Source organism: Haloferax sp. S1W, assembly GCF_044593955.1.
In the GTDB taxonomy this organism is placed as follows: domain Archaea; phylum Halobacteriota; class Halobacteria; order Halobacteriales; family Haloferacaceae; genus Haloferax.
The window spans coordinates 204,780-226,376 of record NZ_CP172597.1 but is presented as its reverse complement, the minus strand read 5'-3'; the positions used below and the strand labels follow the sequence as shown (position 1 = coordinate 226,376).

General features: G+C 58.3%; 15 protein-coding genes. 10 read left to right on the top strand and 5 right to left on the bottom strand.

Annotation, left to right across the window (positions count from 1 at the left end; genetic code table 11):
* Positions 1 to 603 (bottom strand): superoxide dismutase, encoded by a 603-nt coding sequence (gene sod, locus ACH9L7_RS18775; RefSeq protein ID WP_396613728.1) that lies wholly within the window; start codon positions 601 to 603, stop codon positions 1 to 3.
* 484 nt (positions 604 to 1,087) lie between these two features.
* Here sod and ACH9L7_RS18770 point away from each other — a divergent pair, with 484 nt between their 5' ends.
* From ACH9L7_RS18770 to ACH9L7_RS18760, 3 genes are all read left to right on the top strand, one after another.
* Positions 1,088 to 1,816: a TenA family protein gene (locus ACH9L7_RS18770; RefSeq protein ID WP_396613727.1), complete on the top strand. Its 729-nt coding sequence runs from the start codon at positions 1,088 to 1,090 to the stop codon at positions 1,814 to 1,816.
* 142 nt (positions 1,817 to 1,958) lie between these two features.
* A complete protein-coding gene (locus ACH9L7_RS18765; RefSeq protein ID WP_396613726.1) occupies positions 1,959 to 3,311 on the top strand; it encodes an NRAMP family divalent metal transporter in 1,353 nt (450 codons plus the stop codon).
* Between the two features lie 731 nt (positions 3,312 to 4,042).
* Entirely contained in the window at positions 4,043 to 5,275 is a 1,233-nt protein-coding gene (locus ACH9L7_RS18760; RefSeq protein WP_396613725.1) for a Cdc6/Cdc18 family protein, read from the top strand.
* A gap of 42 nt (positions 5,276 to 5,317) precedes the next feature.
* On the opposite strand, the gene lrp is transcribed toward ACH9L7_RS18760, so the two are convergent.
* Positions 5,318 to 5,776 (bottom strand): HTH-type transcriptional regulator Lrp, encoded by a 459-nt coding sequence (lrp, locus tag ACH9L7_RS18755; RefSeq protein ID WP_396613724.1) that lies wholly within the window; start codon positions 5,774 to 5,776, stop codon positions 5,318 to 5,320.
* Positions 5,777 to 6,774: 998 nt separating this feature from the next.
* Between lrp and ACH9L7_RS18750 the strand changes: the two genes are divergently transcribed.
* The 6 genes from ACH9L7_RS18750 to ACH9L7_RS18725 all read left to right on the top strand — a co-directional run bounded on the left by ACH9L7_RS18750 (position 6,775) and on the right by ACH9L7_RS18725 (position 15,199).
* Positions 6,775 to 8,724, top strand: a complete 1,950-nt coding sequence (locus ACH9L7_RS18750; protein ID WP_396613723.1) for a helix-turn-helix domain-containing protein — start codon at positions 6,775 to 6,777, stop codon at positions 8,722 to 8,724.
* 129 nt (positions 8,725 to 8,853) lie between these two features.
* Positions 8,854 to 10,122: an RNA-guided endonuclease InsQ/TnpB family protein gene (locus ACH9L7_RS18745; protein WP_396613722.1), complete on the top strand. Its 1,269-nt coding sequence runs from the start codon at positions 8,854 to 8,856 to the stop codon at positions 10,120 to 10,122.
* A gap of 334 nt (positions 10,123 to 10,456) precedes the next feature.
* Positions 10,457 to 11,074 carry a TasA family protein gene (locus tag ACH9L7_RS18740; RefSeq protein ID WP_396613721.1) on the top strand — a complete coding sequence of 206 codons (618 nt, stop codon included), beginning with the start codon at positions 10,457 to 10,459 and terminating at the stop codon, positions 11,072 to 11,074.
* Positions 11,075 to 11,169: 95 nt separating this feature from the next.
* Positions 11,170 to 12,522: a TasA family protein gene (locus ACH9L7_RS18735; RefSeq protein ID WP_396613720.1), complete on the top strand. Its 1,353-nt coding sequence runs from the start codon at positions 11,170 to 11,172 to the stop codon at positions 12,520 to 12,522.
* Between the two features lie 3 nt (positions 12,523 to 12,525).
* Entirely contained in the window at positions 12,526 to 13,278 is a 753-nt protein-coding gene (locus ACH9L7_RS18730; RefSeq protein ID WP_396613719.1) for a signal peptidase I, read from the top strand.
* Entirely contained in the window at positions 13,271 to 15,199 is a 1,929-nt protein-coding gene (locus tag ACH9L7_RS18725; protein WP_396613718.1) for a hypothetical protein, read from the top strand. The genes ACH9L7_RS18730 and ACH9L7_RS18725 overlap by 8 nt, the downstream gene beginning before the upstream one ends.
* Positions 15,200 to 15,225: 26 nt before the next feature.
* Here ACH9L7_RS18725 and ACH9L7_RS18720 read toward each other — a convergent pair whose 3' ends face one another.
* Positions 15,226 to 15,582, bottom strand: a complete 357-nt coding sequence (locus ACH9L7_RS18720) for a hypothetical protein (RefSeq protein WP_396613717.1) — start codon at positions 15,580 to 15,582, stop codon at positions 15,226 to 15,228.
* A gap of 163 nt (positions 15,583 to 15,745) precedes the next feature.
* On the bottom strand, positions 15,746 to 16,711 hold the full coding sequence (locus ACH9L7_RS18715) for a DMT family transporter (RefSeq protein WP_396613716.1): 966 nt from the start codon (positions 16,709 to 16,711) through the stop codon (positions 15,746 to 15,748).
* Positions 16,712 to 16,914: 203 nt separating this feature from the next.
* Here ACH9L7_RS18715 and ACH9L7_RS18710 point away from each other — a divergent pair, with 203 nt between their 5' ends.
* A complete protein-coding gene (locus ACH9L7_RS18710) occupies positions 16,915 to 17,703 on the top strand; it encodes a helix-turn-helix transcriptional regulator (protein ID WP_396613715.1) in 789 nt (262 codons plus the stop codon).
* Positions 17,704 to 17,812: 109 nt separating this feature from the next.
* On the opposite strand, the gene ACH9L7_RS18705 is transcribed toward ACH9L7_RS18710, so the two are convergent.
* Complete coding sequence (locus ACH9L7_RS18705) at positions 17,813 to 21,586, bottom strand: FG-GAP repeat domain-containing protein (RefSeq protein WP_396613714.1); 3,774 nt, start codon at positions 21,584 to 21,586, stop codon at positions 17,813 to 17,815.
* Positions 21,587 to 21,597: the final 11 nt, after the last annotated feature.

The following is a 21,597-nucleotide window of genomic DNA, read 5'->3' as shown; positions in this document are numbered from 1 at the left end:
TTACTCGAAGTTTTCGACGGCCTGCTCGTAGCGGGCGGACGGTTCTTCCCAGTCGACGACTTCGAAGAATGCAGAGACGAAGTCACCGCGGGCCGGACCGTAGTCGTGGTAGTAGGAGTGTTCCCAGACGTCGAGTGCCAGAATCGGGTGCGAGCCCCAGAGCGCGCCCTGGTCGTGCTTGTCGACGACGACGTTCCGAAGCTGGTTCGAGAACGAGTCGTAGACGAGCAGCGCCCAGCCACCGGCGGCACCGGCAGCGGCTTCGAATTCGCCCTTCCAGGCTTCGTAGGAGCCGAAGTCCTCCGCGATGCGGTCTGCGAGCGCACCCTCAGGCTCGTCGCCGCCTTCCGGTGCCATATTCTGCCAGAACAGGTCGTGAAGGATGTGGCCACAGCCGTTGTGGGTGACGTTGCGAATCGCGCCGGCGGACGAACCGAACTCGCCAGCCTCGCGGTTCGCTTCGAGCGTCTCTTCGGCAGCATTCCAGCCGTTGACGTAGCCCTGGTGGTGGGTGTCGTGATGCCACGTCAGCACCTGCTCGGAAATGTGTGGTTCAAGCGCGTCGTACTCGTACGGAAGCGGGTCGAGTTCGTAGTTAGACATTGGAAATCCCAGTTGGGAAGTGGTGTCGTACCTACATGTAGTTTCCCTGAATGCGATTTACGTAGAGAATCCGAAATATGAATTCCACTGGTCAATCGCGTCTCACAGTCCAGAGTACTCGGAGTTACCGATAGTTCAGATTGGACCTACGGAAGGGTGGGGAGTTGGAGGATAGGAGATGGAAGGATGGGAGGTTGAAGGATGAAAGGGTGGAAAGATGAGAGGATGGAAGGATAGTGGGGCAGGTACCAGGGATGGCAACTGGAAATCGTACCTCTGAACGCTACCGGGGCGCGTGGCGGGGCAGGCCACTCTGACGACTCCCTCGGTGGCAGCGTTCGTTTCCATAGCGTGTTGGTGGCAACTTAAAATCAAAGCCTGATTACATAAAATCCGGTCGAAATAACCACCGTACTCGATTGGAGGACACAAAGTTGTACAACCCAGTCATAATATTTTTCGGGAGTCGCGGAGACTCACTCGTATGAATAGCGCAGACCCGAAGACCAGCGAGAGTGCGGTAGCGCCAACGTTCGAGGCCTACAAAGACGAGCATCCAGACGCACGGTTCACAGAGTGGTTACGCGCACGGGCAGAACCAACGTGGACAGACGCGGTCGAACACCGGTTCGTCCAAGAACTCGGTGACGGAACCCTCGACGAAGACGCCTTCCGGCGATACCTCGTCCAAGATTACGCGTTTGTCGGGACACTCACTGGTCTCGTGGGTCACACGGTCGGCCACGCGCCGACGATGCAAGCCAAAGGGCAGTTGGCCGACTTTCTGAGGACGCTAACGGACGACGAAAACGACTACTTCGAGCGGTCGTTCGATGCGCTGTCAGTGCCAGAACCGGTTTACGACGACCCACAGCGCGAACCAGTGACGGCGGCGTTCGAGGACCTCTTAACGCGTGCGGCGACAGAAGGCGGGTACGCAGAGGCCCTCTCGGTCCTCCTTCCGGCAGAATGGGTCTATCTTTCGTGGGGACAAAACGTCGCAGACGCCGAGCCAGGTCCGTTTTACTATCAAGAGTGGATAGCCCTCCACGCAGTCCCCGAATTCGAGGCGTTCGTCGAGTGGTTGCGTAGCGAACTCGACAAATACGGTCCGAAGTTGAGCGAGCGTCGGCAAGCACTCGTCGAGCGACACTTCCGACGGGTTGTCGAACTCGAAGTGGGATTCTTCGACCTCGCATTCGACGAGTCATAGTTCTCAGCCTCTCGTCTTCTCCAACACAACCCCTCCTCTACTACTCTTCCACTCCGCCAACTCCACTTACTTTGACACATAATTACCAAGTTATACCACCAAGTAGAAACATTATTCTACCAGGGGCGGAGAGTGCGAGAGCATGAGTGAAGAAACGCAGTATACGGTTTGGGCAGCCACTCGCGGCCGATTGGGCGAGTACCTGTCCGGGATGGGCCCATCGTGGGTCGCAGGGGCAATCGCCGCGGGACCGGCAACGATGGCGAGTCTCATCACAGCGGGTGCAACGTTCGGCTACGACCTCCTGTGGGTCGTGCTCCTCTCTGCACTCCTCGGTGCAGGGGCACAGTACCTCGCGATGCGACTCGGACTGCTCACAGAATCTGGTATCGTCTCCATCGTCGAGAGAACACTCGGAGACCGTTGGGCGTGGATTCTCGTCGCAGACGTCGTTCTCGCGGCCGGTCTCGCCCAACTGATTATCATGAAGACAGTGGCGAGCGTCTCCGAAACCGTCACCGGAATCGACGCCCGAATATGGGGTGTCACATGGGCGGTCATTCTCGCTGCCGGCCTCGCTGGGCGAGGATATCGTGTCGTCGAACTCGGCGCAAAAATCCTCGTCAGCGCCGTCGTTGTTGCCTTCTTGGCGTCGACGTTTGTCGTCCCTGTCGAACCCGACGCGGCGGTACAGGGACTCGTTCCAACCATCCCCGGCGGTGTCGACGGTGCTCTCGTCGCCGCAGGGATTCTCGGCGGTGCCGTTCACGTCACGCTCGTGACGATGCAGTTCTACACGATGCGGGCGCGCAAGTGGACGCGGAAAAATTACGGCCTCGCGACGTTCGACATCGGTGCGTCGATGCTCGTTGCCTTCGGTATCTACAGTCTCGCTATCTTCCTCGTTGCCGCCGGTGTTCTCCATAGTCCCGAGGTACAAGCGAGTGGACTCACCGCAATCGATGCGGCTCAGGCTCTTGGCCCGCTCGTCGGAGCGAACGCGAAGTGGTTGTTCCTGCTCGGCCTCTGGGGAGCGGCCGTCTCGACGCTCGGTGGAAACACCGTCGTTCCGCCCTATCTCGTTGCTGACAAACTCGGATGGGAAACAGACGTTTCGGACCCCCGCTACCGTGGTCTGCTTGCCGTCGTCGCACTGCTCAGTGCAGGTGGGACGTTCGTCGGTGGTGCGTTCTTCCCGCTTCTCATCCTCGTGTTGGCGTTCGGACTCGTCGGTACCCCGTTCGCGCTCGTACTCGTTCTCTATCTTCTGAATACGTCCGACGTAGTTCCGGTACAGAACTCTCGAACAGCGAACCTTGCGGGCCTCGTTCTCATTGCCATCACGTCGATACTCGCTGGGTCGTTCGTTCGCGAACAGGCCGCTGGTGGTCTCGGTGACCCAATCACGCTGTTTGTCGTTCTCTTTGCCGTTGGTCTCGGGGCAGCTAGTCTCGCTCTTGGAGGGAAATTTGTTCGGGAGGAACTGTTGGCGTAGGCGCGGTTCCGAGTTACTTCTTTACGGCTGCACTGTTGCTGTAATAGGTAGTGTAGTAGCTGTAGTAGTTGTAGTAGTAGTGGTTCTAGTAGTAGTTATAGAAGTAGCTACAGTGGTTACTGTAGTAGTTGGGGTAGTTACTGGTAGTCGCCGTCGTGATAGTTGTAACAGTCGCTGCAGTGGTTGCTGTGATAGCACACGTGGTGGGTGTATGCTGTAGTGGACGAGTGAGGTCGAACACGACTGAGTTTCACCACACACACACCACCGTCGCGTTTGTAACGGCTACGCGAGAGCCTAGAGATATTCGGCACACACACCACCGTCGCGTTTGTAAATATACCAGCAATATCTACCCCATCTACCTATTTTTCGCCTATCCCGACTCCCTTTTTCGCGTTACATTCGCGAGGGTGGTGTGTCTGCACCCCACCGACGACCCTATTTTTACATTCGCGAGGGTAGTCCCTCCCCGTTTACTCACACCCCATAGGGTACCACCTGTTACATTCGCGAGGGTACTCTTCCCTCCAGTTACACTCGCGAGGGTACCCTCTCCCCGTTACAAACGCGACGGTAGTGTCTGACCGGGTTACTTGCGCGAGACCACTAAAAATGTAACCCTAATTGAATCAGGCAATACAACGTATATTGGTACTATATTGGGGGAATTTACAAACGCGAAGCCACCCCCTCAGCTTTATTATGGTGGGTATAAATATCGAATCTACATGACTCCGGACGAGGTTGAGGACGAAGGACGAGATCCCCTCTTCCGATACGACCAACCTATCTTCGCGAACGAGGATATTCTCAAAATATCGCACCTTCCGGGACCTGACAAGATTGTTGGCCGTGACGAGCACATGGCGAAGGTCGCCCAAGCACTCAATCCGGCAATCTTCGGCCGTGAACCGACCCATCTGTTCATCTTCGGTAAAACGGGGTCCGGAAAGACGCTCACAGCTCGTCTCGTGAGTGAGCGTCTTCAAAGCGAGGCAGCACGGGAATCGGTCGAGGTCAACACTGCGGTCATCGATTGCGGTGAACAAAACACCGAGGCGTCTGTCATCAAGACGCTTGCCTCGCAGGTTAACGACCCCAACGAAAGCGGAATGACGATTCCCGAGCGTGGACTCTCCACCGGCGACTACTACAACCGACTGTGGCAGGTTCTCGACACCTGTTCGGATGTCACCATCGTCATCCTTGACGAGATAGACATGCTGCGTGACGACGAGGTGCTCCGTAAACTCTCGCGCGCGGGAGAAAATCAAAAAATTGTCAACTCGCGCCTCGGCATCGTCGGTATCTCCAACAAAATCGACTACCCCGAAGAACTCACAGAACGCGTCAAATCGAGCTTCTCTCACGACGAACTCGTCTTCCCATCGTACGATGCGAACCAACTTCGCGAAATTCTCGAAAACCGGCGCGACGCGTTCAAACCGGGGGTGTTGACTGACGACGTGATTCCACTCGCAAGCGCACTTGCCGCACAGGAACACGGAGACGCACGCAAGGCAATCGACATACTCAGGAACGCCGGACGAATCGCCCGCAAAGAAGGCTCCGAGCAGGTTACCGACGAGCACGTCCGCGCTGCAAAAGAAAAGAGCGAGGCGGACCGCTTCAGCGAACTCATCGAGGGGACGGCCACACAGTCCAAGGCAGTTCTGTACTCACTCGTCCTTCAGACAGGGGGACGAAAGACGGCCGAGATTACGACGAACAAAATCTACCGACAGTACCTTGGGGTCGCCGAAAAGCTCGATATGGACCAGCTCTCGGAGCGACGCGTCCAGGAGTTGCTTCAAGAACTCGATTTCTTGAACGTGATACAGTCAGAAGTCCGTGGCCGAGGGCGTGGACAGGGCGTTCACGGAACGCACAGACTGCTCGAAGACCCGGATATCGTAAAGCGGGTGTTGCTTCGAGATAGTCGGATTTCGACGCTGGAGTAAGTATCCACGTGACTGGTGTGCTTGTACGGGGGCCGACGCCAGCTAGTCGTCGATGTCGAGTTCGAACTGTTCGTTTTCGGTGACGACATTGAGCGTGACGCTCGTGTTCGACTCATTGATGTCTACGTCCTGAAGCAACGCTTTGATCTGGGTGTTCATGTCTCCGGTATCGCGGAACTTCCCGACTGCGACCACGTCATAGTCACCGGTCGTCTCGTAGACTGATAGTATCTGTGTCTGTTCTTCGAGTAGCTTGCTCACCTCGGTGAGCGAACTCCCTTCGACTTTCAGTTGGATGATTCCGGTCACGTCGTATCCGAGCGCGTCGTAATTGACGCGTGGTGTGTACCCCGCGATAACGTCCTCGTCTTCCAAGTCGCGGAGGTGGTTCGAGACCGTCGTCACCGAAACATCCAGTTCCTCCGCGAGACTGCGAAGACTGGTTCGACCGTCGTCCAGAAGTGCGTTGACAAGCTTTGGGTCGAGGTTCTCGTACGTCATTAGCGTACGTTCCGATGAGCGTTCATTAGAAATTTGTGAATGTCCAATTACTGCCGGTGAATCCTCGGAACATTGTGAGAGTAAGACCGCTCGTACACCGCACGATTTCTTCCTGAAAGCTGTAGTTAGATTGATGTCTATGGAGAATGAAAATTCGCACCATGTCACATGGTATCGATGCCTTACATATGCTACCCGATGTTCCGCTTTCACCCGGATCAATCGGGCAGTTCGAGTCGGTTGATGGCATTCGGAAGGCGGTTCCAGTGACGATAAAATTCGAAAATTCGGCGGACTTCGAACCCCCTCACGTCGATGACATTATATTGGCAACAGATGACGAGGTACTCCATCTCACACGAATGCTCGGGAATGGGTGGGAAATTGAACATTCGGAACAATACGACTCGGAAGCGCAGCTAGCCGAGACCATCGAGTCCGTGACTCGGGATATTGAACAACGGCGCTCGTAGTAGGCAGTCACACTTGGTCCGTGGTGCGTCGTTTCGTACCAATTTGGTGCCAACTTCACCACTTGGTTTCATAAGTAGCAGACACGTACCTGTCACTACCAACGCAGATGCCTTCGAAGCAGAATCGACACACTCCGATATCTAAGTCCGCTGAAACCGCGTTATCGATTCTGGAACGAGAATCATCCTCTAGTGATGGAATTGCGTTACGGGACGCGCAAAACGCGGTCGAATCCGAGGGCGAGTCACCGACTGCCGTCGACGAACTCCTCGACAAGGGCTACCTCTATCAAGTCGGTGAAATCGTTTACATCACGTAGAGTGCTTTGCTGTATATCACGTAGAGTGCTTTGCGCTTGACGTTTCTCTCCGCCATTCTTTCCTCACAATCTACTACGCCCCTCGCAATCGTATCAAATTCTAGACTACGAGGTTCGACTTTGACCTATCTAATTTTCGATTTGAATAATAAGGGGCGTATCTTTATCCCAATTGCCGAGTCAACCCTGGTTGGGTTGGGAACACGTGACCGGAACTACAGACAGTGTGTTGTCGGAGCCAATCGAAGTGTTGCTCGTCGACGACAACCGAGACTGGTTGCAACTGGTAAAAAAGATGCTCGAACGCGAGGCGGTTCCGTTCTCGGTTCGAGTTGCACACAGTGCCACGGACGCACTGGATGTCCTCTCCGACGAAGTCGAGTGTGTCGTCAGCGACTACTATATGCCGGGGATGACGGGTATCGAACTGTTGAAAGCGGTTCGGGAGCGGCGGCGCGACCTCCCGTTTCTACTCTTTACCGGCGCCGGAAACGAAGGGCTTGCGAGCAAAGCCCTCGCCGCGGGCGCCGACGATTATGTCATCAAGGCGTACACCCGGGATAACACGACGACACTCGCCGCTCGCATTCGGACTGCGGTCGAAAAGTTCCGGGCTGAGAAAGCCCTTGCAGACAGCGAAGCCCGATACCGGACGCTCGTCGAGAACGTCCGCGACGCAATCTTCGTCACTCGCGACCAGCAGGTTGTCCTCGTGAATGAATCGGCGGTCACACTCAGCGGTTACGACAGAGAGACTCTCACAGGTACTGACCTCGCCGAGACGGTCGTTCATCCCGAGGATAGGCGTGCTGTTCGAACTGCACTGGAAGACGACACGCCACAGTCGCTCGAGGTTCGACTTCAGAGACACGACTCCGAGACACGCCACTGTCTTCTCGACATCGACTCGGTAGCCAATGAGGGACAGACTGGTGTCATCTGCGTCTTTCGGGACGTAACTGCGCAGGTCGAACACCAGCGTCAACTGCGAAGGGAACGCGACACGAAAGAGGCAATTCGCGAGATGCTCGTCAACCACTCCTCGCGGCAGAAAATCGCCGACGCCTTCTGTCGCTACGTCGGGTCCGAAGACGGGACGGTCTTTGCGTGGGTGGGCGAACGGACGACGTCTGGTTGTTTGACCCCGCTCGCTACTGTTGGTGACACAGACTACCTCGACAGCGCTGGTGTCCTCGACGCGGGGAGTGTCGACTCGGCGACGACCGAACCGAGTCTTCAGGCGTTTCGAACGGGGTCGACGGTCGCTTCGACAGTCACACCGGACGACGAATGGCACGATGCCGCCGAGACGTACGGCATCGACTCGGCAACTGCGCTGAGTCTTCGGTACGGTGGCGTCGATTACGGTGTACTCGGCGTCTATCGTTCGGGAACTGGCGACAGGTCCGACCGAGAGCACCAACGCCTCGAAGAACTCGCTGAGACGCTCGGCTACGCGTTGAGTACCGCTGAGAATCGAGAAGCACTGTTAGCCGACGAAGTCGCCCGAATCGACCTCACCGTCAACCACCGCGACTTGGGCTTGTTTGCCGTTTCCTCCCGACTCGGGCACGACGCCGAACTCGTCGTCCACACGGTCCTTCCGGGTGACGACCACGACAGGTACTTCGTTACATGTCGGGGAACGACGGCCGGCGCAGTCGCTGAGGCATGCGACACTATCGAAGAACTCGAGTCTCACGGCATTTCGGCAACCGACGACGGTATCCGGGCGCAACTGGACGTCGTTTCTTCATCGCTTGGCGTTGCCGTGGCGGATGCTGGCGGCATCGTCCAACAGATGAAATTCTCGAATGGGGAGGCGACAGTCGCTGTTGACCTTCCGAGACGGCGGCCGGCGACAGCGTTCGTCGAAGCACTCTCCGACCAGTTCGACGATGTCGTCGTCACAGCGTGCACGCATCACACAGTCGAAGACGATTTCGAAGCGACGGTGCTGTCGAGTCTCACCGACCGTCAGCGAGAGGCGCTCGAAGTCGCCTTCCACTCGGGGTACTTCGAGCGACCGAAACGAAGCAGTGCCGCCGACGTAGCGACGGCGATGAATGTGTCCCGATCGACATTTACGCAGCATCTCAGAGCAGCACAGCGGAAGGTTCTGGGGGAATTATACGAAAACAAGGAGAATACCTGACCCTTTAGGGTCAGGATGAATCCGACAATAGTCTATACCAACCACCACTCGATGGCACGTCAGGATATTCCACGCTCGGTCGTTGCTTTTAATACACTAATATCTATAAGTGCTTATGAACACAGCCCGATGCTGGAGACAACCCGCACATATCGAGCGAAAATCGTCAACCACTCTCAAGTAAGTGACGACCTCGATAACTGCGGGCACTCAGCATCCAAACTGTGGAACGTCGCCCGCTACCACGCCCAACAAGAATGGGACGATACCGGCGAGATTCCGTCCGAAGCCGACCTCAAGCGCGAATTAAAAGACCACGAACGATATAGTGACCTACATTCACAGTCAAGTCAGCGAGTTCTTGAAGAGCTTGCTGAGTCGTTCAACGGATGGTTCAAAAAGCGCAAGAACGGCGACACGGACGCGAACCCACCCGGATACCGCAAGCGAGGCGACGAACACCCACGCTCCACCGTGACGTGGAAGCAGAACGGCATCAAGCACGACTCCAAGCACAACCAACTCCGTCTGAGCAAGGGTTTCAACCTGAAGAACCATCGCTCGGACTTCATCCTCTGTGAGTACGAGACGCGACCGGACGTGACTGTGGAGAACATCCAACAGGTTCGAGCTGTGTGGAACGGCGACCGTTGGGAACTCCACCTCGTCTGCAAGGTTGAAATCCCCGTTGAGGACGCACCGGGCGACAACACCGCTGGCATCGACCTCGGTATCAGCAATTACCTCGCCATCGCCTACGACGATGGAGACGCCGAGTTGTATCCCGGCAACTCACTCAAGCAGGACAAGCACTACTTCACTCGTGACGAGTACGACACAGAGGGCGGCAACGGCCCGTCGAATCGTGCGCTTCGTTCCCGTCAGAAGTTGTCTCGGCGGAAAGACCACTTCCTGCACGCGCTTGCAAAGCACATCGTTGAGCAGTGCATCGACCACGAGGTTGGTCGAATCGCCATCGGTGACTTGAGCAAGATCCGTGAGGACGAGGACAGTGAGACTCGGAACTGGGGCAAACGTGGGAACAAGAAACTCCACGGGTGGGAGTTTGACCGTTTCACCACGTTACTCGAATACAAAGCCGAGGTACACGGTATCCTCGTTGACCGCACAAGCGAGCGAGACACGAGCAGGACGTGTTCGTGCTGTGGCCGAAAGCGTGACGCGAATCGTGTGGAGCGCGGATTGTACGTCTGTGAATCGTGCGGTGTGACGATGAACGCAGACATAAACGGCGCGGTAAACATGCGACGAAAGATAACTCAGAGTCCTCCAACGGAGGATATGAGTAACGGTCGTTTGGCACGGCCAGTAGCCTACCTGTTCAACCAAACCTCGGGGCGTTTCGCACCGAGCGAACAGGTGGGTTGCGAACCTTAATATCCCAACGCTCGGGATTCCCGCGTTGACGAGACCAATGGTCTCGTCCGCCCACCAGAACGCGAAGCGTTCTGGGGACGTCTTCAGGCGCGGGAGGATGTCAATCGAAAAGTAAGAGAGAAACGAATCATGGGGTACCCCCACCGTTGCTACGTTGTATTGACCCCCTTGTCGCGGGCAACGTATGCCACTCCGTCACTAGGTTTTCGGGGCGGTGCCGTATAATGGTGGTACCACGTTCATCCTCCCTCTATGTGTTGGCTATTATGAAGATCACCGCATCCGACTCCTTGCGAATTGGCTCGGATGACTGGTGTATCCATACCTCCCAACTATGTCAGAAAAAGTATTCAAACTCACCCGACGCCGCGCTCTCGGCGGACTGCTCACCATCGGTGCTGGCAGTGCAGCCACTGGTGTCGGGACGTTTGCCCTGTTCAGCGACACTGAATCGAGTACGGAAAACACACTGAGTGCAGGAACGTTGAGCCTCGCCGACGGAGCAGCATCGACGATGTTCTCTGTCACGAACCTCGCACCGACCGAAAAGACGAGTGTTTACTCGGTTATCCTCGAAAACGACGGGACGCTCGACGGGAGCCTCGACATCGACCTCTCTGTCACGGAAAACGACAGCGATGCGACGGCCGGTGACGACGGAAACGAGGACATCGAGGCAGCTGATTTCGCCAAAGCACTCAACGTCTTGACATTCACCGTCGGTGACACGGACGTTCTCGAGACTTCGTTCAATGGGTCGGCGACCGTCTGGGATATCGTTAACAGTTCCGGTCAATCCGACGACTCGTCGGTCCGAGACATCCCCCTCAATTCCGGGAACGAGAAGGAGTTCTCGTTCCAGGTCGAACTGCAGGATGTTGGCAACCCGTATCAAGCAGACGGCGTCGACATCACGTTCGACTTCGAACTGAACCAGAAAGACTCCCAGTAGCGAGCCTCCCATCTCACATCTCATCGTGTGGTACGCCGACCCGGCGCGCTCCGGTTCGGTTTCCCACCGATTGCCCGATGGCTGAGACGTAATCGATGAACTCACAGGACACTACACTTACGCTAACCCGCCGCCGTCTCCTCGGCGGCATTTTAACTATCGGTACCGGGAGCGCCGCTGCGGGCGCTGGGACCGTCTCCCTGTTTTCAGATACCGAAGAAGGAACCGGCACGGTCAGTGTCGGGACGCTTGATTTAGCCGTCGGCGAGGACGATAATGAATTAACGTTCCTCAAAGAAGCGAACGTCGCGCCGGGCGACAGCGGTACCTCGTCCGTGACGCTCCGCAATGCGGGGACACTCACCGGTTACCTCGATATCGAGGTTCTCGGTGTCACCAACGACGAAAACGGGCAGTCAGAACCCGAAGAGGGGAACGATTCGTCCGAGGACGATGGCGAACTGGCTGGCGTCCTCGAGGTTCGCGTCTCACTCGTCGACGAGGACGGGTCGAAAACGTACCTTTGCGGCGGTTCTTCATATACGAAACTCGGCTCACTATTCGAAGCCGACCAGACGTTCGACCTCGACCACGAACTGTCCGCAGGCGAAACGGTTGATTTCGTAATAGAGTGGCGCGTTCCGCAGGACGCTGGTAACGAAGTCACCTCCGATATCGCCGGTGTCGACCTTGCGTTCGTCCTTTCACAGACGAAAGACGAAGACGAGGATGTCGCCTGTGAGACCGACGAGGACGACGATGGAGACGATGGAGACGACGACGTCGAAAACGGTGATGGAACGGCACGCGACGCAATGGGTGGATGGGACTGGGCAACGCTCGCCCGGTACGGAAAGCCCACCGACCAGCAGGTAAACGGCAACTCGGAACCAGAGAACTACGAAGTCGCGGTGCTGAAACGCACCGGCGACGGAGGCGAAGCGCGCGTCCACAAGAACAACGCACACTGGCAACACGCATGGTCCAACGAGACCACCGAATGGTTCAGCGTCGATTTCAACGGGAGCCAGGTCGCGATGTCTATCGGCGACACCACCTATCCCGACAAAAACGGCAATCAGGTACAGGGTGTTGGCTCGGACGACGTTACTGCCGTGGGCGTCACCGCGACGGCCACCGCGAACGGGTCCAGCGTCACCCTCACCGACCTCACACTCACTGGCGGTGGCGACCCGGTGGAACTCGGCGACGTGAGTGTCGACGCGTCCGGGTCGTCGTACGTCACGCTCGACCGCGACATTTCGGACAACTTTACGCTTTCCGGGCGGGTCGAGTTCTCGTGGGATGCCACGAAACCAGTCGACCCCTCGGACCTCGAACTCCGCGTCGATGTTAAGACAGTCTCGGATAGCCGGGACGACGATGGAGACGAAGACGACAACGATGGGGGCGAAGACGACAACGATAACGAAGACGGAGGTGACTGACCCGTGAATCGGTCGACGCTCGTCACCGGTGCCCGCACGCTCGGTGGCATCACGCTCGTCGTCGCGGTTGCACTCGTCGTGCTGTTAGTTGCACCGCAGACTATCGGCGCGAAAGCGAGTTACGCCGTCCTCTCCGGGAGTATGTCTCCGACTATCGATGCGGGTGATGTCGTGGTCGTCCGTGACGTTGCTCCCGAGACTGTCTCTAAAGGAGACATCATCACCTACCGCGAGTCGGGCAGCTCAATCACCGACGAACGAACCGACCGCGTGACACACCGCGTCGTCGCCGTCGACCGGAGTGGTGACACTCCCGTTTTCCGAACGAAGGGCGACGCAAACGAGGAAGTAGATGCAGATCCGGTTCGAGCCAATGAACTGGTCGGGAAAGTCTGGTTCCACGTCCCCTACCTCGGGTACTTTTCGCAGTTCTCCCAGTCCCGACTGGGCCTCATCCTGTTCGTCATCCTCCCGGGTGTCCTCCTCGTCGTCTCCGAGATATACTCGCTGTACACTGACGCGCTCGTCGACCCCGGAGAAGTCGATACCGATAGCGCCGACGGGGAGTCAGACGACGCTTTAACTCCGGAACACACCGGCGTCAAACTGGTAGAACGCATCGGAACCGTGGCACACGGGACAGAACCAAGTCACACTGACGGCGGAGTCGAGTGGTCCGACGACCCGCAGGTCTCGTCAGAGACGGTCGAGGACAGGGCGGACGCAACCACCGCGCCCGGTGAGAGAGATGGGTGACGGCAATGACTCTGGCGTGAACGCGCCGCCCGACGACGGAACTGGCGGGCGGAGTGAGATTCCCGGAGGGTCGGACCTGAAGTCCGGTCGCGTCAGGCAACTCACTGGCGATTCCGGATACGAGTACGCCGAAATCGACGATGGTGACCTGTCGCGTGGGGACCGCGTGCTCGTCCTTCCCGGCGAGCGACTCCCGGTGCGCGGTATCGTCCGCGACGTACTTCGCTGGGATTCGGAGACGGACTCGTTCGTCGAAGTGTCCGACGAACGTGCAACCGTCGTGGCCGACTCGAACGTCGGCGACTCCGCGGACGAGGAGACAGAACGTGCTGTTGCTGACTCGACGAACGCGGAGACAGCACGGGTTGCTGTCGGCGACAGTGTCGATACGCGGACCCGACTGACCGAGTTGATTCTCGTCGTCGAGTACCGACCGCGATGGATGCTGACCGGCCTTCTCTCTTCCGGGGTCGGTGCGCTCACTGCGCAGTTCTCCCAGCCAACGGTTAGAATCCTGTTTGTGCTGGTCGTCTTGGCTGCCGTTCTATTCGGGACGGGTATTGGGTCATCAGGAATACTCGCGGACCTCTTCGATGGCGGAACTCCCGATGCCGTGGGGAACACTGAGACGCCCCTCCCACCGACGGTGACCGTGACGCCCCCGCCGACGGACAATTCGGAGGGTGGTTCGATACCCACAAGACGCGGGACGGGGACTCCGACTCCAGAGACGTCAGTATCGACCGGTGGTGGTTCGGGTTCCGGACCGGATTCGGATTCGGACTCGGATTCGGACTCCGAGTCAGAAACGGATACTGGGTCAACGCCGACTCCGACAACCGCGCCGCCAACGACGACTCAAACAACCACAACCACTGCGACGCCTTCGGATGGCGGAGATGATGGTGAGAGTGGCGGAGATGATGGTGGCGACAGCGGTGGTGGAGACACTACAACCGCGACGCCTACCTCGACACCTTCGTCGCCGACCACCACCGAACCACCAACGACCACGGAGCCGGTTTCCCCACAACTGACACTCGCGGCTGCGGACCCTCCGACGGTCAAGAGTTCAGACGGGACTGTCGGAACGCTCCGAGGAACCGTCACTGGCAGTCTCTCGTGGACAAGCGATATCGACAGCGTCGTCCTCGTCGTCAACACGTGGGCACCCGAGAAGGGCTGGACAGAACAGCGGCGCGTGACGCTCCATCAACAGGCCCCCATCGACATTGAGACTGCACTTGGTGGGGATATCACGTACGCAAACAGCACTCGCGCATCTGCGTTCGCTAACCCGAACGAGGGGACAACGGCCACGAAAACCGGATACGTGTCGGTGACAGCGGTCTTCTTCCGCGGGTCGACGGAAGTCGCCCGAACGGAAGAGACGGCCGAGTTCGATGTCACTGTCGAGAACACCGGGTCCAACGGTTCGGAGGGTGTCGATTTAGAGATGGGGAACGGTGGCGCGGGTGTGTCGCTGCTAAACGCTTCGTCGGTGGTTCCGGGGTCGACAGGGAACTCGACGGGGACACTCTCGAATACGGGGAGCCAAGACGGCGTGCTACTCCTTCAGTCGATGGAGGCGAAGTCCGCGGAAAATGGCATCACGGAGCCCGAATCCGACGTTGACAACACGACCGGTGCCGAGATGGGCGAACTCCACGAGGCGCTGGATATTCGTATACGAACCGTCCGCTCCGACGGGACCGAATCCTACGTCGTCGGGAACAACACGAACTATCGAGCGTTCACGTCCGTTGCGAACGAGTCGGTGTCGATGGCCGAACTCGCAGCGGGCGAATCAGTCTCGTTCGTCGTCGAGTGGCGCATCAGGGCCGAAGCTGGCAACGAGATTCAGACGGATAGCGTCACCATCGACTTCGTCTTCACGCTCGAACAAGCGCCCGACTCATAAACAGCCTCTCTGTGAGCGATTTCGCCTCACCCCACGAAGAGTCTGAAGTTGAACGCCGTCGCGAACGCGCCAATAACCGAGAGAACGATTGGCGGCAGGTAGTAGAGCACCGAGTCTTCTTTTTGCGCCCCGTAGAGGCTCACCCCGATACAGATGAAGAACGTAGCCATTTTCGGGAAGATAAGCCCTAACTGTCCGAACTGCTCGGTGGAGGCTCTGAGGAAGGCGTTCGCCTCGGCGAAGCGCTGTTGGAAGTAGAGCAACGTGATGGTGGTGACGATATCACCGACCCCGTAGGTGGCGAGCGCGATGAGCCAGAGAAGCGAGAACTCGCGCCCCTCGAACGGGGTGTCTTCGAGCGTCAGATAGCGAGAAAGGCCCATAGATGGCATTCGTAGCGACTTGATATGAATTGTCCGGGAGTCTGACCATCGAGGAGCGGCCGTTAGACTGGACGATGCTGTTCAGACCGGACGACACTGTTCAAATCAGACGACGGACTTCAGACCTGAAGACGGATACTCTCGGAACCGAAGTGCGACCCACTCAGTTCGTAGACTGGATGGTGGAGACGAGGATGTCGTACCACGCCTCGACTTCGGCGAGTATCGATTCGCTGGCGAGGACGGCGAATCCGAGGAAGATAATCACGAAGCCGGTGAAGGTAGACGCCGAGATGGACTCTCCGAGGAGGGCCGCCCCCCCGAGCGTGGCGACGATTGGAACCGCGTAGAACACGAGGTTCCCATGAATCGGTCCAACTTCGTCGAGGAGGCCGAAGTAGGCGATGTACGCCACCGCTCCGGCGAAGATTCCGACGTACCCGAGCGCTGCGATTGCGCTCGGCGTCCACGCGACCATCGCCATGGACTCGCCCGAGGCGAGGCTGAGGGAGTGAGTGAGCGCAGCACTCACCGGGAGCGCCCACGCCGTCCGGACGGTACTCGAAATCGAGGTCTCCGCCCAGCGGATGATGACCGTCCCGAGAGCGCCGATGGCGGCACCGAGGAAGACGACGCCTTTCCACGCGGCATCCCCTCCGAGGAGGTTCGACGGGTCGACCTGCACGACGAGTGCAACGCCGACCAGTCCGATGAGCATCCCAACAGCGCCGCGGGCCGAGAGGCGCTCGTTCGCCAGGAAGACCATCGCAAATACGGGCGTCAAAATCGGGTTGAGACTGAAGATAATCGAGCCAACGCCGCTCGAGACGTACTGCTGGCCGACGAACAGCAGAGCGTTAGACAGGCCGATTACGAAGACGCCAGTCGCGAGGATGCCCACAACGTCGCCGAACGACCTCGGACGAAGTTCATCACGCGGCGTGGTCGCGGCAACGAAGCCGAGCAATGCGACTGCTGCGATGTCGAACCGCAACGCGACGAACAACAGCGGAGGAAAGAACTCCAGCCCCGCTTTCGCTGCGACGAACGTACCACCGAAAAACACACTCGCAACTGTGAACAACGCGAGTGTCCGGCGCGTCCCCGTCAGGAAGCTGCTTCCCTTCATTCAGATTCCGCACCCCACTGGAGCCAGAGAGACGAAAACTGCGATAGTGAACTCATACTTCTCTGTACGAGGTGGACCTACTTACATTGATTCAGAAATAATGTCATAGTAAGAAACCTGCGGTGAAGGGTGACGTGGATTCACGGTGTGAAAGGATTTCGCGACTCGAAAGCAGTAAACCGCTCGCGCTCGGAACATAAAGTATGGAATCGGCGCTAGAGGAGATAGAATTTCTCGCACTCTCACCGAACCGGGTGGAGGCCCTCAGACATCTCACGGAAGCGCCTCGCACGCGGCGCGAACTCGTCGAACTTACTGGGGCGTCACAGCCGACGCTGGGGAGGATTCTGCACGACTTCGAGGAGCGTGCGTGGATTGAACGCGAAGACGGGGCGTACCGGGCGACTGTAACGGGAACCCTCGTTTCGCGGGGGTTCAGCGAGTTGGTCGAGATTTTCAATACCGACCTCGAACTTCGGCCGATTGTGCGGTGGTTGCCTGCGGACGCGATTACGTTCGACCTCGAACACTTGACTGCAGCGACGATAACAAAACCGAGTCGCGTGCGGCCGAATGCGCCGGTCAAGCGCGTTCTCAATCTCCTTCGCACTGCCACCGAAGTACGGGTCGTCTCGTACGCGTTCAACGAGCAGAGCCTCGAGGTTATTTCGGAGCGGACTGCCTCGGGCGACCAGCAGTTCGAGGGCGTCTTCCCGGCCGCTGCAATCGACGCGCTGGCCGACGATTCGCAACTTCGCGACCAACTCCGGGACCTCCTCACCGCCGATGGTGCGACGGTTCGAATCGCCGACGGGTCGATTCCGGTGGCCGCGACGATTGCCGACTCGGTCGTCCATCTCTTCCTCCGCGACGACAATGGCATCCTCCAAGCGTCGGTGGACGTTGATGAACCAGAGGTTCACGCGTGGGCGGAGAACCTCTTTTCTCAGTACTGGGACGACGCAACACCACTCACAATCGACCAACTCTAATCTCTCCTCTCCTCTCCTCTCCTCTCCTCTCCGCTGCAGGGAAAATGGATGGACGGGATGGGGTACCCCGACGGGAGCAGAGACGGGTACGGCAGTTTCGCCGCCGCTGTTACCGCCGGAAGTAGGTCATTGGACCGTCCGGTTCCTCGACCCAGCACTTCTTGGTGAATCCGTAGTCCTGGATGACTGCAAACGCTTGGTGGGCCTCGTTGCGATTCGGACACGTGACGAGTTCCCGACCGCCGGCTTCGACGGCCCACCCACCACCGGTCCGGGTCACAGCTAGGTTGTCGGCATCGAAGGTGACACCACTCTCGTTAGGCATCGGTCCCTCTGGGGCCGCACCATCAACCAGGAAGTACTGCATCGAGGCGTAGGGTCGGCCGACCAAGCAATGGTGGTCAAAGCCGTAGTGATCGAAAATCTTCTTCGCTCGCTCGATGACCCATTCGTCATCATCTTGGAGTATCAGGCTGTCATCGTCCCGAAGCGTGGCCCCGCCGTCGTAGGACTCGACGGTGAGCGAATCAGAATCTATCGAGAGGCAGTCTTCGCTGTCGGACCGGGCCAGAAGGTACTCTCGCTGCTTCCAGGTAATCGACATCTGCTCTTTGATGTTGCCACCCCAGCGTCGATGGGTGGGAGCGAACTCGACGTAGTTGATGCCTATCATCCCCGTTCCCCAGGCATTGTGAACGAACACGTCATCAGCGCGGTCGCCTTGGAAGTCACGGTTCTCCCTCACGGGGTCGGGACCACGCGGATGGAAATCACCAATCGTGATGTGGTTTCCACCGTCGGTCCACTCAATTTGGCCACCGTTCTTGTGGTGGCGAACCTTCATCGCACCGTTCTCCCAGGTGAGTATCGACAGCCGCGTGTCCGAACCGGACCCGGAGACGTGCAACACTCCGTCTCGGGGTGGACGCTCGCTGAGGTCCGAATCCGACGACCAGACTGGGTTCGGGAGGAAGCGTCCGGCGTAGGACTCATCGGTCGCCTTCAGGTCGATTGCTGGCCCGTTGCCCATGTTCTGGACATCGTCGTCGCGAATCCACAGCAGAGTGAACTCGCCGTTCTTCCACTTCATCACGCCAGCCCAGTTGTCCGACCGGATGTAGATTTCATCCTTGCCGTCGCCGTCGAAGTCGCCAATGACGTGTTCGTCGTCCGCGCCGAGATTCCATTCGTCGACCCTCCCCGAGGTGAGATACTCACATCGCATCTCCTCGGCGGTGTCGTCCCACTGGAGCAGTCCGATCCAGTCGTTGCTTCGGACGACCACCTCGTCGTGTTCGGTCTGGCTGAACCGACCCACGTACTCCTTGTCTTGCGCTCGCAGGTCCCATTCGCCGATTCGGTCGTGTTGGATCGAGCGCAGCGTAAGGTCCCCATTTTCGAGAGCAACCACCCCTGCCCAATCGTTCGACCGGACGTAGATTTCGTCTTTGCCGTCGCCGTCGAGGTCACCGACAACCTCGCGGTCCTGCGGCCGCAGGTTCCACTCGCCAATCCGGTCGTTCGTGAGCGTTCGCGTGATGAATTCTCTACCACCCCATTCGATGACGCCCGCCCTGTTGTCCGACCGGATGTAGATTTCATCTCTGCCGTCGCCGTCGAGGTCACCGACAACCTCGCGGTCCTGCGGCCGTAGGTTCCACTCGTCAATCTGGTCGTCGTGGCGATGGACGGCAAACCACTGCGAGTCGTGGGTCTGCAGAAGGGCCGCACGGTCGTCGTCGCGGATGAATATCTCCTCTGGTTTCGTCGTGTCCGCAGACGTGAACCGTCCCGCGAGGGTCCGGTCGTTCGTCTCGGGTTCTCGGAGTCGAAGCCCGGCGGTGTCCCCGCCCCTGAACGTCTGAATCGATGCGAGCGTGACGGGTGGCGCGTCGAAATCTTCGTCGAAGTTGAGGCGGCTCCATTGGTCGTCGATGGAGGCGCGACCGGCGAGGTGTGTCCCTCCCGGACCCGCATCGAGAGCCACGTAGCCGATGTCCTCGGTCCTATGGAGGTCGTTGTTGGCTTCTTCCTCTTGGAGTCGCACGTCGAATCCGTCGGAGACGACATTCCGATGGCGGGTCACAATCGCCTGTTCACCCTCGTGGGTCTGGCTTCGACTGACGACGATAGGATTGTCGACGGTCTCGTCGAACGACACCGTCTTCCAGTTATGGTCCGTCTCGACGACCCCCGCTTCAAGCGTCGTTCCACCTGCCAGTCGATGAGTACCGCTCTCGAAGACGGCGTATTCGATTTCTTCTTCGGTGTGGGCTTGGTTGTCGTAGTCCCACTCTTCGATTTGTACCTCGAATGAGTCTGAACTGACCCGGCGGACACGCGCGTGTGCGGGGTCACTCCCCTCATAAGAGGTGAGTTGGGCCACCACGACTGGGTACAAATAGTCGCCGTCGAGGTGGACAGTGTGCCACTGGGAGTCTCCAGACTGACGGGTCGACAGGACGCCCGTTTCACCGATGGCCACGCCCGTCGCGTCCAGGATAGTCCCCCGCTGGAAAGCCAAGAAGCCAACCTCTTCCGTCACGTGACCCGTTTCGGAGTCATCCGATGTTTCCTCTTCAATTTGAATCTCGGGTTCGGCTGGACTAGTGTGCCACACTCGTTCGAGTGGTGCGCCCCAAATGCCGAGTTCGAAGGTCACCTCACCGTCGACGATGCGAACGTTCTGGATTCGAAGCCCAGATGGCCGACCGCCGTAGAAGTCGCTCTCCGGCATCGTGTCGGGAGTGAACGCGTCGTTGTCGGGCTGGGGGTAGAAGATGTCGGTCGCGTCGCTTCCTCCTTTACGGCTCGTCGTTCCTTTGTCGGACGCTCCAGCATACTCTGGGTCGAAGTAGGGGGCGTCCCGAAGCAGCCAGTTGTGGGGGATGCCGAGTCTGTCGTTGATGTGGGTGACCAACAGCCCTTCGTCCGTGAGGTCACCGTCTGGTCGCCACGCCTCCGACCCCGTGCTCTTGCGGTATTCGAGGACGAAATACTCGTGGGGGTTGTTCTCCGGGTCCGGGACGACCTTGTACGCCTCACCGGTTGTGGTGTACGGTTTGAGACTGAGTGTCCGCGTCGATACACTCGGTCCCTCGATTACCTCCTTGAACTCCAACCAGCCAACGCGTTCTTTGTGGACGCTCGACGCCTCCGACATGTTCCCCGACCCACCTGCGTTACCGAGAATGTCCCAGAACAGCGTCGAGCCTTGTGGTCCGTACAGGTCGCCGAACTCCAGGAAGTTGTGGGCGTATTCGTGTGAGAGGACCCGCCAGCTACCGTCGTACCGAACGTGAAGCCGGTCACCAATTCGGTAGGTCTTTCCATCGACAGTGCGAGTGAAGCCGCCGTAGTTCGCGTGCGCACCGTGGCCGTAATTTTGGACCAGAAACACGGACGGAATCCATCGGTCGCCATCCTTCGTCAATTCGCCAGCGGCCTTCCAGATGCGCTCGGCGTTGGCGTCGAGACATCGGTTAATGAGTTGATGCCAGTTCCCCGGGTCAATGTTGCTCCCAGTCAGCGTCGGTATCAGCGGGTCACCCGCGTCGTCGCGCGGTGTGTCGATGCCGAAAGCGAGATTTCCGTAGGACACCGCGCGGTAGTACTCGCCCATGAACTCCGAGACATCCGCTGAAGATGGACCCTCTTTCTCGTTGAGCCATCCGGAAACGTCCTGAGGGTTTGTTTGTGAGTAGCCGCCAGGCTGGTTGGCCGGCGAGAGGTTGAAAAAGAGTGCGACCGAGTTCCACTCGGGGTCTAGTGACCCAGACAGTGGTATTGTCGTCTCAGAAATGCTGTCCGCTGATACACCACTCGGGAGTGGGAGCGAATCGAGGAATTCGATTCGGTCGGTCGGCTTGCGCCTTGGGTCCAAGGTCGGTGTTT

Excerpts from the sequence above, each read along its gene's own strand:
- ACH9L7_RS18745 (WP_396613722.1), top strand. The coding sequence starts at position 8,854 with ATGCTGGAGACAACCCGCACATATCGAGCGAAAATCGTCAACCACTCT.
- lrp (WP_396613724.1), bottom strand. The coding sequence starts at position 5,776 with ATGACGTACGAGAACCTCGACCCAAAGCTTGTCAACGCACTTCTGGAC.
- ACH9L7_RS18725 (WP_396613718.1), top strand. The coding sequence starts at position 13,271 with ATGGGTGACGGCAATGACTCTGGCGTGAACGCGCCGCCCGACGACGGA.
- ACH9L7_RS18735 (WP_396613720.1), top strand. The coding sequence starts at position 11,170 with ATGAACTCACAGGACACTACACTTACGCTAACCCGCCGCCGTCTCCTC.
- ACH9L7_RS18710 (WP_396613715.1), top strand. The coding sequence starts at position 16,915 with ATGGAATCGGCGCTAGAGGAGATAGAATTTCTCGCACTCTCACCGAAC.
- ACH9L7_RS18765 (WP_396613726.1), top strand. The coding sequence starts at position 1,959 with ATGAGTGAAGAAACGCAGTATACGGTTTGGGCAGCCACTCGCGGCCGA.
- ACH9L7_RS18760 (WP_396613725.1), top strand. The coding sequence starts at position 4,043 with ATGACTCCGGACGAGGTTGAGGACGAAGGACGAGATCCCCTCTTCCGA.
- ACH9L7_RS18740 (WP_396613721.1), top strand. The coding sequence starts at position 10,457 with ATGTCAGAAAAAGTATTCAAACTCACCCGACGCCGCGCTCTCGGCGGA.
- ACH9L7_RS18770 (WP_396613727.1), top strand. The coding sequence starts at position 1,088 with ATGAATAGCGCAGACCCGAAGACCAGCGAGAGTGCGGTAGCGCCAACG.
- ACH9L7_RS18715 (WP_396613716.1), bottom strand. The coding sequence starts at position 16,711 with ATGAAGGGAAGCAGCTTCCTGACGGGGACGCGCCGGACACTCGCGTTG.
- ACH9L7_RS18720 (WP_396613717.1), bottom strand. The coding sequence starts at position 15,582 with ATGGGCCTTTCTCGCTATCTGACGCTCGAAGACACCCCGTTCGAGGGG.
- sod (WP_396613728.1), bottom strand. The coding sequence starts at position 603 with ATGTCTAACTACGAACTCGACCCGCTTCCGTACGAGTACGACGCGCTT.